General features: G+C 64.8%; 8 protein-coding genes. 7 read left to right on the top strand and 1 reads right to left on the bottom strand.

Annotation, left to right across the window (positions count from 1 at the left end; translation table 11 throughout):
- Positions 1 to 417: 417 nt before the first annotated feature.
- Positions 418 to 3,795, bottom strand: a complete 3,378-nt coding sequence (locus tag VGM51_03280; GenBank protein ID HEY3412061.1) for a PDZ domain-containing protein — start codon at positions 3,793 to 3,795, stop codon at positions 418 to 420.
- Between the two features lie 184 nt (positions 3,796 to 3,979).
- Here VGM51_03280 and VGM51_03275 point away from each other — a divergent pair, with 184 nt between their 5' ends.
- From VGM51_03275 to VGM51_03245, 7 genes are all read left to right on the top strand, one after another.
- The gene (locus tag VGM51_03275; protein HEY3412060.1) at positions 3,980 to 5,242 is read left to right on the top strand and encodes a TolC family protein; all 1,263 of its coding nucleotides are present in this window, start codon (positions 3,980 to 3,982) and stop codon (positions 5,240 to 5,242) included.
- A gap of 153 nt (positions 5,243 to 5,395) precedes the next feature.
- Complete coding sequence (locus tag VGM51_03270; protein ID HEY3412059.1) at positions 5,396 to 7,108, top strand: efflux RND transporter periplasmic adaptor subunit; 1,713 nt, start codon at positions 5,396 to 5,398, stop codon at positions 7,106 to 7,108.
- The gene (locus VGM51_03265) at positions 7,105 to 7,878 is read left to right on the top strand and encodes an ABC transporter ATP-binding protein (GenBank protein HEY3412058.1); all 774 of its coding nucleotides are present in this window, start codon (positions 7,105 to 7,107) and stop codon (positions 7,876 to 7,878) included. Before VGM51_03270 ends, VGM51_03265 begins: the two co-directional genes overlap by 4 nt.
- A 289-nt stretch (positions 7,879 to 8,167) precedes the next feature.
- Positions 8,168 to 9,376, top strand: a complete 1,209-nt coding sequence (locus VGM51_03260) for an ABC transporter permease (protein HEY3412057.1) — start codon at positions 8,168 to 8,170, stop codon at positions 9,374 to 9,376.
- 633 nt (positions 9,377 to 10,009) lie between these two features.
- Positions 10,010 to 11,002, top strand: coding sequence for a methyltransferase domain-containing protein (locus tag VGM51_03255; GenBank protein ID HEY3412056.1), 993 nt, complete (start codon positions 10,010 to 10,012; stop codon positions 11,000 to 11,002).
- A gap of 3 nt (positions 11,003 to 11,005) precedes the next feature.
- Complete coding sequence (locus VGM51_03250) at positions 11,006 to 11,686, top strand: hypothetical protein (GenBank protein HEY3412055.1); 681 nt, start codon at positions 11,006 to 11,008, stop codon at positions 11,684 to 11,686.
- Positions 11,670 to 12,290 carry a serine acetyltransferase gene (locus tag VGM51_03245; protein ID HEY3412054.1) on the top strand — a complete coding sequence of 207 codons (621 nt, stop codon included), beginning with the start codon at positions 11,670 to 11,672 and terminating at the stop codon, positions 12,288 to 12,290. The genes VGM51_03250 and VGM51_03245 overlap by 17 nt, the downstream gene beginning before the upstream one ends.
- The last annotated feature ends 12 nt before the right edge of the window (positions 12,291 to 12,302 follow it).

Here is a 12,302-nt window from a genome sequence, read left to right as displayed (position 1 = left end):
TCGGGTCGTGGCTGTGGCTCTGGCTTCCTTCAGACCCCACCTCGCGGTGACGCCCTTGCCGTCGCTTAACGGTTCCGATTCCCTTTACCGTAGAGGACTTTCACCTCCGAGAACGGGCGCATGCCCGGCGTACATACAAAGAGCGGAGCCGGGAGAAATCCCGACTCCGCTCTGTACATTTGGTCCGGCCGTTTGCCTATTTCCCCGCGACGTCGTCACCTGATAGACGGGTATCCGCTCAACACGCCGGTGTCCGTCACGACGACCAAGCGGTCCGCCAACGGTTCACAGACCATCCCCGTTGAGATGGGACCTCCCCGCGTGACGCCGGTCGGACCGCGGGGGGAACCGGCGGGACGCCGGTCGTACCGGGGCGAAAACGGGCGAGGCGCCCGCGCTCCAACCGGGTGCGGGCTATCAGCCCTTCCAGGCTTTCACCGGGTAGGGCGGGGCGACGGGCCGCGGAACGGGCTTTCGGGCGATCTGGTCCTTGAGATATGCGATCGCCCGGTCCAATTGCGGATCGTGGCCGGCGAGGACCAGGTTGGGGTCCTGTTCCACCGTGATGTCCGGCTGGACGCCTTCCCCCTCGATGACCCATCGACCGCCTGCCCACTCTCCGTAATTCGGGATGTTCAGCACGCCGCCGTCCACGAGGCGGTAGCCGCCGCCGCTGCCCACTTCCCCGCCCCACGAGCGCACGCCAATGACGGGGCCCAGCTTTTCGCGCTGGAAGGCGTCCGGCCACTCCTCGCCGTTGGAAAAGCTCCGCTCGTTCACAAGCATCGCACTGTACCCCGCGAACGCCGAATCCTGCCGCGTCCACGAAGCCCCGTAGCGCGGCTTGAACCACGTGTACGGTTTGCGCGCCATCTGCATCATCAGCATCGCCGAGACGTATCCACCTGCGTTGAAGCGCGAATCGTAGATAATGCCGTCCTTGTCGAGTTCGGCGTAGTAATGCTTGGTGAACTCCGCGAGCCCCGTGTCGCCCATGTCGGGAAGGTGGATATATCCCAGATTGGGGCCGCCGTTCTTGCGGATGTATTCCCTTCGCGATTCCGCCCAGTCATAGTACCTCGCCTTGGACTCGTCACCCATCGGCCTCACGCGCACGACGCGCGAACCTTTCATCGCCGGTTTCGAGTTGACCGTGAGGGAGATAATGCGGCCGGGCGTGCCGGCCAGCATCGCCTGAATGTCCTCGGAGGTGGTTACGGGCTGCCCGGAAATGGCGAGGATGTAGTCGCCTTCCTTGACGTTCAGGCCCTGCGCCAGGAGCGGGCTGCGGTTGGCGAGGTCGAAACCGTCCCCCCGCAGGATGTGGGTTATCTTGTAGGCTTTGCCCCCGGCGTCCGGAGCGTAATCGGCGGCCAGGTACCCCATGGGTGTGGACCGGAAACTGCCGCCGTCGTCACCGCCGCCGACGTAGGCGTGTCCCGTAATCAGTTCGGCGATCATGTCGCCGAGCACTTCGTTCAGTTCGCCCCGGTCGCCCACGTCCTTCAGGCGGGCTGCGTATCGCGTCTTGACGGCGTCCCAATCGACGCCGTGCAGGCCGGGGTCGTAGAAGAAGTCGCGCCCGATGCGCCACGCCTCGTTGAATATCTGGGACCATTCAGCGACCGGGTCTATGAGTAGCGAAACGCTGTCCGTATCGACCTTCGGCGCATCGCCGGGCATGGAGGTGGCGCCGGAATCGATGACGGTGAGTTGCCTGCCGGTGCGCACCAACATCTTCTTGCCGTCGGCCGAGACATCGAAATCCGTGACGCCCGAGGCGATGGTCGAAACGTCCTTCTTCTTTGTGTCCTTGACATTGAACGTCTTGAGGCTGGGTCCGCCCCCCGATCCCGGTTCGCCGCCAACCAGCATCAGCACCCGGCCCTCAACGGCTCCGAGCTGCTGATACCGGTCGGCCGGGACGGGCAGATCGGCGATGCGGTCCGCCAGCCCTTCGAAATCTATCTTCACGGCGGGCAGCGCGGGCTCCGCCGGTTTGGGCTTCTCCTTCGCCGCGTCCGGCTTAGCGCCTTTCGCCGCGTCCGGCTTAACGCCTTTCGCCGCGGGCTTGTCGGGTTTCGCGACGGGGGCGGGTTCCTTCGGCGCGTCTTTCTTCTGCTCGTCGGCCGGCTTAGCCTCCTCGCCTTCCTCCGAGTTGGCCGGCAGGAACGGGGACTTGGTGTCGGCGGCCAAGGTAACGAACGAGACGCGGGTGTATTTGTCGAAGCCGAAGAACCGCGTGGGGCCGCTTCCGGAGGGGGTGAACTCCCGGTCCTGAAGGAAATAGAGGAGTTTTCCGAGCGGGTCCCATGCGGGCGCCGACGAGTTTATCTCCGGCGAACTGACCGCCGTCTTCTTCTTCGTGGCGATGTCGTAGATGTAGACCGCCTGGAACCAGTTGGGCTCCGTGCGGTTGAACGCGAGATACTTACCGTCCGGGCTGAAGACCGCGGAGTAGTTCAGGGAATCGTAGGAGCCGGCGCGGTCCGCCTGGTCCACCAGCGTGGTTGCCCCGGTCCTGGCGTCTATCAGGATGATCCGGGATTCGCGGTCGAACGTGACAAGATGCTTGCCGTCCGGCGCCCATCGGATTACCCCCAGCGGACCCTTGTGGTCCTTCGTCAGCTGCCGCGGGGAGCCGGTGCCGTCAGCCGGCGCCACCCAGACCTGGTCCTCACCGGAACGGTCCGACACGAATGCGATCTGCTTACCGTCGCGCGACCACACCGGGAACTGCGACCGGCTTCCCGGTTTCGCCGCCAGGATTCGCGCATCGCCCTCATCCGCCGGGATGCTGATGAGCTGGCCCCTGGACTCGACGACCACACGTTTGCCGGTGGGCCCGATGGCCGCCGCGCCGAGGCCGGCCGAGGCGGGCACGCGCTTAGGGCGAGCGTGGATGCGGTCTGTATCCAGTCGAATGTCGAGTTCCGTAACCTTACCGGTGGCGATGTTGTAGAGCGCGAGGGAGTTTCCGTGCTGGAAAACGACGCTCTTTCCATCCGAACTCGGGTAGCGCGCTTCCGCGTCAGTGTATCGTGTGAGGGGCTCAACCGCGCCGGTATCCGGGTTCAGGCGGAACAGGTTGGCGAGGCCGCTTCTCTCCGAAATGAAATAGATGGAATCGCCGGCCCAGGTTGGGGTGGTGTCGACGGACGGGTCGGTGGTCATGCGCCGGAAGGTTTTCGTTGTGATGTCCGTGAGCCAGATATCATCCGCCTGGCCACCCTTGTAGTGCTTCCAGTGCTGCCATTCCGCGGAGATGGGGACAAATGCGACGCGACGCCCGTCATTCGCCATCGAGGCGAGGACGGCGCGGGGGATCGGGAGTTCGGACGGCAGCCCCCCACCGGCGGGCACCTTCCACAGCCGGCGCGAGTTTTCGGCGTTGGCGCGCGCCGAAAGGAACAGGACGGACGCACCGTCCGGCGTCCACCCGACAACGCGGGTGCCCCGGGGGTCCCAGGTGAGCCGCTTCGGCATCCCCCCGGTCACCGGCATGACGTAGACATCGGTTCCGCCTTCGTACTGGGCGTCGAATGCCAGGGTCTTGCCGTCCGGCGAAAAATGGGGGTTCGCTTCCGTGCCGGGGTGCGACGTGATCCGGCTCGCTTCTCCGGTTGAGATCGACGCCAGCCAGATGTCACCCTCGGCTGTGAACGCCACCCTGTCACCCTTGACGTCGGGGCGGCGCAGGAACGGGTGAAACGAATCGTCCGCCCTCGCCACCGGGTTGGCGAACAGAATGGGAATGAGCAGAGCCGGCAGGAACCGGCGGTACAGACTAGTCACGGGGTTGAATCTCCTCGCATTGGGTTACCACCATTGTACCGGAAATCCGAGGCGTGTCGCTACGTAGCGATAACGAAACCTGTGCGTGTCGTGAGACGTAGGAGAGTTGTCGCCGGCCGGCGCGCGTAAAATGATGCCGCGCCGCCATCCCGTCGTGTACAAGAGTCAGGAGGCACCGTACTTGATGCGTTTTCCCAATAGGGTCTTTCTGATGAGCGCATTGCTGCTCACCGGCCGCGCCTTCGCCAACGCCCCGGCTTCGATGACGCTGGAGCAGGCGATTGCGCAGGCTCTGGCCAATCACCCCAGCGTCGCATCCGCCGCCGCCGGCAGCCGCTCCGCGGAAGGCGCGGCGATCTCGGCGAAAAGCGGCCTGCTGCCGTCGGTTCAAGCGAGCGTATCGAAGTCCCGGATGCAGGACGAAACGCCGCTCTTCGAAGGCTCCTCGACGTCTGTAAGCGCCAGCCAACTGCTATACGACCTCGGCCGCACCCCGCAGAGTATCGCGGCGGCCCAGTCGCAGTTGCGGGCCGCCCGCGCCAATGAGGATGACACTCGGCTGCAGGTTGTTCGCTCGGTCACGGCGGCATATTTCGGGCTGCTGAAGGCTCAGGGCGTCGCGGCGGCGAGCGCTGAAACGCTTACGAGCCGGCAATACGACCGAGATGCCGCACAGGCGCGGCTGGACAACGGCTCCGCTGCCCGGTTTGATGTGCTTCGGGCCGCGACCGCTCTCGCCCAGAGCCGGCAGGCGCTGGTAGCCGCACAGGCCGACGTACGCAGCGCCCAGGTGGCGCTGAACTCCGCCATCGGCCGGGTCGGGACGGAGGAAATCACCACGGTCGAACCCGCTCCGGCGCCGGAGCAGACGGAAAAGGACCCGGTAGCCTATGCCCTCGCCAACCGCCCGGATGTGGTGGTGGCGCGCCTGGGAGTTGACGCGGCGCGGCACAGCCTGAGCGCAACACGCGTCGGCAACGCGCCCACTCTCTCCGCAGCCGGACAACTGGGCGGCGCCGCAAAGACTTTCCCGGCGGACACGCTGCGCTGGTCGGCCGGAATCACTCTCTCCTGGAATGTATTCGACGGCTTCCGCAACTCCGGCGCCATCCGATCGGCACAGGGGAGCCTTCAGCGCGCGGAGGCCGACCTGCGGGCGACGGAGCTCACCGCCACGCAGCAGGTCACGAACGCCGTGATCGCCGTGGAAACCGGCCAGGAGCAGGTGAAGCTCGGTGAAGCGACGCTCCAACAGGCCAGCGAGGCGCGCGACGTCGCCGTCGGGCGCTATCAGGCGGGCGCGGGCACACAATTGGAAGTCTCGGATGCCGAGAGCCAGCTGCACTCCGCCCGGGTGGACCTGGTGAACGCCCGGTATTCGCTGGCTCAGGCCCAGCGCGAATTGAATTATCTGATGGGCAAGTTCGGGCCCGGCGAGGCCCGCTGATCTTTTTTGAACGTGGTGCGCCCCGCCGAATGAACTCGGCGGCTGAGCGTGGAACCTGCCCTCCGGGCAGGGGCGCCTGCCTGGAAAGCAGGGTATCTGAACAGCCGTCGGATTCATCCGGCGGGCGAGGTAGTTAGCTGGAGGCAATTCTCCTTGGAAAAGGCAAACAACAACAAACGGCGCCGGAACGGGTCTCGCAAGGGCTGCTTCTGGCTCCTGGGCATCGCGGTGGTGCTCATCGTCGGGGTCGTCGCGTGGAAAATGACGCACAAGAAGCCGGATGACACCAAGACGGCGGTAGCGAAGCGCCAGGATATCCGCCAGTCCGTCACGGCGACAGGCTCCGTAACGCTTCAGACGTCCGCCGAAGTGAAGATCGGCGCCGAGGTGAGCGGCAAGGTGAAGCACCTCTTCGTGGACGTGGGCGACACCGTGCACACCGGCCAGTTGGTTGCCGAACTGCAGAATGCGGAGAGCGACGCCATGATGCTTCAGAGCAAGGCGAGCGTGGATTCCGCGATGGCGCGCGTTCGTCAGAGCGAGGCGGCGCTGGCGCAGCAGAGGCCTTCAACAGCGGCGGCGATTGCCCGGGCGCGGGCTGAAGTCCGCGCCGCGGAAGCGCGCTACCAGCAGACGGCCCTCACCTCCGGCAGCCAGCCCGCGGTCACCCAGGCGGACATCGATCGCGCGACTGCCGAACTGAGCATCGCGCAGGACGCGCTGACGCAGACCCGCTCCACCATCGACCTGCAGGTCCAGACCGCGCAGGCCGCCCTGGACGCATCGCAGGCGCAGGCGGATCAGGCTGCGGCGAACGCAAAACGTTCGCGGGACCTGGTGGCCAAAGGGTATATCAGCAAGAGCGACGCGGAGAACGCCGAAACCACCGTGCGCGTTAACGAGGCCGACGTGGTGGCCAAGAAGAAGGCCCTCGCGCTGGCCCAGGCGAACGCCAAACACGATCTCTCCTCGGCCATTCAGAGGGTCAAACAGGCCCAGGCCGGTTTGAAGACCTCCAGGTCGAACGCGTCCGAGGTAGGGATCCGTTCCGCCCAGGCCGATGCGGCCAGACAAGACCTTACGAGCGCGCGCGAAGCGCTCCAGGCGGCGATTGCCGGTGAAGGCGACATCGCGGTCCGCATCGCCCAGGCAGAGGAGGCAAAGGCTTCCTACCGGCAGACGGCGGCGGAATACGAGCGACAGCGCAACAACTACGCCAAGATGCGCATCTTCTCTCCGATCGACGGCATCGTGACCACCGTGGAGGCCAAGGTTGGTGAAACCGTGACGGCCGGCTTCCAGACCCCCACCCTGCTGACCATCGCCGACCTCAGCCGGACGCAGGTGGATGTGCCGGTGGACGAAACGGACATCGGAACGTTGAAAGTGGGACAGAAGGCCAAGGTAAACGTGGATGCGTTCCCGAACCATCCGCTGGCCGGCCGGGTGGTCAAAGTCGCCTCGGACACCATCGCGAACGCGACGGTCGTTTCCTACAACATCACCGTTGCGATCGACAAAGCGGACGTCCCATTGAAACCTAAGATGACCGCCAAAGTGGAAGTCGATACCGGCCTGGTGAGAAACGCGCTTGTGGTGCCGCTGGATGCGGTCAAGACGTCCAAGGACAACGACGTTGTCTACGTTCCCAAGACGCCCGGGAAAGACTCGGATCAGGGCGCAGTCAAGGGTGCGCCCGCGCCGCCGGGGCCGAAGCTCCCATCCCGCTTCAGGGAAGTTGTGGTCAAGACAGGCGCGAGCGATGACAAGGTCATCCAGATCGTGTCCGGGGTAAAGGAGGGCCAGACCGTGGTCCTGACATCCAGCGATCTCGACAAGCAGAGGCAGTTGGAGCAGATGTTATGACGGAAGTCGGAGGTCATGAACAAGGTGCGCGCGCGGCCGCGTTCGCGCCGCGGCAGGTGATCCTCACGGAGGAGATCACGCGGACGTATTCGCTCGGCGAAATGGACGTCCACGCGCTCCAGGGCATCAATTTCACCATGGAGCACGGCGAGTTCGTCGCGATCATGGGGCCTTCCGGCAGCGGCAAATCCACGATGATGCATATCCTCGGCTGCCTGGATCGGCCGACATCCGGCGAGTACTACCTCGCCGGAGAACGCGTGAGCGCACTGAAGGACCGCGATCTGGCCGATATCCGCTGCCACAGCATCGGCTTCGTCTTTCAGCAGTTCAACCTGCTTGCGCGAACCTCGGCGCTGGAGAACGTGGCGCTGCCGATGCTTTACAGCGGCATCCGTCCGGACTATAAACGCGCGATGAACGCCCTGGAGAGGGTTGGACTGGCGGACCGCGCCAAACACAAGCCCAACGAGCTGAGCGGCGGCCAGCAGCAGCGCGTCGCCATCGCGCGGGCGCTGGTGAACGAGCCGGAGCTGATCCTGGCCGACGAACCGACGGGCAACCTCGCCTCACAGCAGAGCGAAGAGATTATGCAGGTCTTCCAGGAACTGAACGATGCGGGGATCACCGTGATCATGGTGACTCACGAGCCGGACGTGGGGCAGCACGCAAAGCGGATCGTGCGCTTCAAGGACGGCAGGATCGTGGTCGATGGCCCAGTGACAAACCGCGCCGTCGCGAAGGACGTGCTCGAGCAGATGCGGGACTGACAGCCCGTAAGATGAATCAGGCTCTAGAGTTAAGCGGGTGTTGGCCGAGCCCTCACTCCTGCGACTGAAGTCACGGCTACGACGGGCACAAAGTCGCCCTTCGGTGACTGCGACCCAGTCGGCGAAGGCGGACTTCGTGCTCACAGCAGCCCGAGAATTCATTCGCCGGGTATCGGGACGCCGATAGCTCAGTTGTGTTGTTCGGTGGGGTCGAGCTGACGAGTTCAGTCGTTTTTCCCATCGGCCGAAGGGACGAGATTTGGGAATCTGGTATTCATTCAGGATCGCTTTGAGAGCCCTCGGGGTGCACCGGGGGCGCACGACGCTGACGGCCCTCGGCGTCATCATCGGCGTGGGCGCGGTGATCGCCATGGTGGGGCTCGGGACCGGCTTCGGCAACGCGATTACACGCGAGATCAATGCAGGCGGGGCCAACTGGGTGTGGCTCATTCCGGGCCAGCAGAACAACGGGCCGGGGCCGCGCCGTACCGGACGCCTCTCCCTGGCCGACCTGGACGCCCTCAAGACACACTACCCGGACACCGTAAGCATGTACGTTCCGGTTTCCATGGGCCAGGCGACGATCAAGTACCGCAACAAGAACAGCACCACCACTTACGCGGGCAGCGTCCCCGCCTTCCAGCAGGAAGAAGACGTCTCCCTGGCGCACGGATCGTTCTACCACAAGCGCGACGTGGACGGCGCTGTTAAGACGGCTGTGCTCGGCTCAAAGGTGGTGAAGGACCTCACCGGTGACGAGAACGCCGACCTCACGGGACGCACGGTCTTCATCAACCGACAGGCATTCACGGTGTGCGGCATTCTGAAAGCGAAGGGGCAGTTCATGGGCGGTGACCAGGACAACCGCGTGATGATCCCGCTGTCCACCGCCATGCGCCGCCTCCAGACAACGGATTACGTCAGTTACGCCGCGGTGAAGGCCTCCAGCGCCGAGAACGTCCAGCGGGTGGTGGACCAGATCAAACGCACGCTCCGGGTCCGCCACACCATCAAACCGCCCTACAAGGACAACGACGACTTCTTCACCCAGACGCAGGAGGGAGCGATGCGCGAGGTGGGCCAGGTGACCGGGATCCTGAGCATGCTGCTCGGGAGCATCGCGGCCATCTCGCTGTTCGTGGGCGGCATCGGCATCATGAACATCATGCTGGTTTCCGTGACGGAGCGCACCCAGGAGATCGGCCTGCGGAAAGCCATCGGCGCAACGATGGGCACAATCCTGAGCCAGTTCCTCATCGAGAGTGTGATGGTCAGCGTGCTGGGGGGCCTCCTGGGGGTTGCGTTCGGCTATGGCGGCCTGCTTCTGGCCGCGTGGGCCATCAACAACAACACCCCAGTCAAGATCGACCCCGGGATCAATTTCTCCTCGGTCGCCCTCGCCTTCACCGTGTCGGCAACCATCGGCGTGGTCTTCGGCATGTACCCCGCCTGGCGCGCCGCACGCATGGATCCCATCACGGCGCTGCGGTACGAGTAGGGCTGAGGGGGGGACACGGCGAGGGGGTGACAGGGCGAGGGGGCGACAGGGCGGTATTCGCGTCCCACTTCCCACTTTCAAGGTCTGATTGGCCCCCAGATTCCGCGCCGCGTATACTCCGAGGTACAAAAGATGGCACGCTGTGGCCACCGACTGAAGTCGGTGGCTGGCCGGGGATATGTCGGCTGAAGCCGACACTGGGGAGAAGCCATTCGCGGTCCGTACGGACATCGGGGGTTCATAGCCTCTGACCTCGGGCGGTGGGCGCGGTACCCGACACCTGCCACACGGCGCCTCACCTCGATTCGGGAAGCCCTCGAAGGCGCTATGCCGGCGGAAAGAGCCCGCCCGGGCGGCCGCGCCGAGCGTTGCAGCAGGCAATCGCACAAATCCGGAGCGAAACCGGCGCTCAAACACGGAACATGACTTACGAGCGGCAGGCCGCATCGGAATGCGTCCGAACATTCACTACATCCTGGGCTCGCGCCCCTCGCCGGACGCCGGCGCGTCACGATATCGTAACGGCCTCGATAGAATGGCACACTAGTTGCTCGTAGAACGCATATTGAAGGCAGGCTGCCGGCCTGGGCCCCCGCAAGGGGAAGCCGGCGCCATTTCCATCCCTGGGAGATCATGTTGGAACACACCGAACCCTTAACGTGGCACGATGGGGATATGCACTCCATCATCGATGGTCCCCGATTCGGACTGCAAGAGCCCGCGTTCCGGGATTACGTCGCGCGCCATTGCCTTGAACTGCGCCCGGGCTCCCGCCTCGCGGACATCGGTTGCGGGTCAGCGGGAAGCACACTCGCGCTCCTGCCGTACATCCTGCCCGGCGGGACGCTCACCGCATTCGACCGTGATGACGACGTTCTCGGCATCGCCGCGGAAAAGGCCGCAATGCTGGACGGCGGGGAGGCCGTGCAATTCGTGAGTGCCGACGCTCTGGATTTGCCCGCCGCGGACGACAGCTTTGACGTGACGTGGTGCCAGACGGTCCTGATGCACGTTCCGGATCCGGACAGGGCGCTGGAAGAGATGATCCGCGTCACGAAACCCGGCGGGATGGTCGCCGCGACCGAACCCGACTGGACCAGCGCGACGGTAACACATTACAACACCCCGATGCCCCGCAGCGCTGAGGAATTTGCGCAGTGGGCTCACGCATACGCCCTCATCATGGAAGGCGGCCGGCGCCGCAGCACCGGTGACTGGGCCATCGGCTCCCGCGTGATTATGATGCTTCGTGAGCGCGGCCTCGAGAAGACGCGGCTGAGGATCATGCCGGCATCGTGGATGGTGGCGCCCCACTCCAGCGGGCGACCGTCCGACAGGGCGCTCCACATGACATTGGCGCTCTTCTACCCGGAGCCAGAGTCGCAGTTGTACGACCAGCAGCAACGGAATTTCCGCGCGGCCGGCGGCAGCGACGAGGAATGGAAGAGGTTCACCGCGTTGCGCGTTCGCGAATTGGAGCGCATCATGGCCAGCCATGAGGCGGATCACGCGATACTTCAGGTCAACTGCCCGGCGTTCCTTACGACCGCCTGTGTTCCGGTATTGGATTCCCTCAATCCTTCGCGAAAGGGTGAGGCATCCTCTGTCGTGGCGGGCACTCGCTGACCGATGTCGGAAACGCCCGCAGAGCCGCATTATCCGCCATCCACCCCGCCCAAGCACACGCGCGAGTGGTACCGGTACAATGCGGGTTGGACGGCCATCCGGAAGGACTGGCGGTATTTCTGCCGCGTCCACGGTGCGGATTCGTTGTTTGAGCGGCTGATGATCGCCCTGTCATCCCGCTCTTTGTGGGCCCTGGGCGCCTACCGCTACGGCCGTTGGACCTATGCCCAGCGTCCCGGGATCACCAGCCTCCCGCTGAAGCTGCTGTACCAGATCCTGTACCTATGGGGTCAGTACCTGTCGAAGGTCGCCATCGACGTGAACGCGGACCTTGACGAAAACGTTTTCCTCGGTCCCGTGGGCCTGCTGTTTATCGGCCCCGACGTGCGGATCGGCCCCGGTTCGTTCATCCACGGCCAGAACACCCTGGGTGTGGGCGGGCGGCCCGGCGCTCGCGGCCTTCCGATGCTGGGCGACCGGGTGCACGTTGGACCGGGGACGATGCTGGTCGGCCCGATCCTCATACCGGACGACACCGTCATCGGCCCGAACAGCGTTGTGACACGCACTCTCCCGGGCGCCGGCGGCTGGCTGGGCTGTCCCGCAAAGCCGTACGATGGTGCTGTGACCGATTTGATCCCGTCGTGGGCGGGAGGCTGGAGGCGATATGGGCCGGACCATTAGCGAAGCCAAAACCGGCGCGGGGCCCGAGCCGTTCTGGAGCGCCTTCCGCGCGGATTTCGACCGGTATGAGGTGTATTACGACCATTTGAGCCTGGCGGGCCGAATGCGCCTGTTCCTGATAACCCAGGGACTATGGGCCTTGCTTGCATACCGCTTCGCGCGCTGGGTCCGGACGCATCGGCTCCCCATTTTTGGGCGGTTGTTGTGGGCTTTCTACCGCGCCGTCGAGTCGCGCATCGCCGCGATCACGGGCATTACCCTGGATCCCGGAGCCCGGATCGGCCCCGGCTTCTACATCGCCCATTTCGGCAGCATTTACGTGGGGCCCGGCGTCATCGTCGGACGCAACTGCTCCATTTCGCAAATGTCGATCCTTGGACCGTCGGGCCCGGAATCGCAACCGGGCGCGCCTGTTCTCGGCGAGCGCGTATACGTGGCCGCGGCGGCCAAGGTCCTGGGCGGAATACGGATCGGCAACGGCGCCGTCATCGGCGCTTGCGCGGTAGCCCTTGCAGATGTCCCGGAGAACGGGGTTGCCGTGGGCAACCCCGCAACAGTGGTGAACTTGAACGGGAGCGCGGACTTCATCCGCCTTCCAAGTTAGTGTTTGTATGCC

The organism is Armatimonadota bacterium, assembly GCA_036504095.1.
Lineage (GTDB): Bacteria > Armatimonadota > DTGP01 > JAKQQT01 > JAKQQT01 > DASXUL01.
This window is presented reverse-complemented; position numbering and strand designations above follow the sequence as displayed.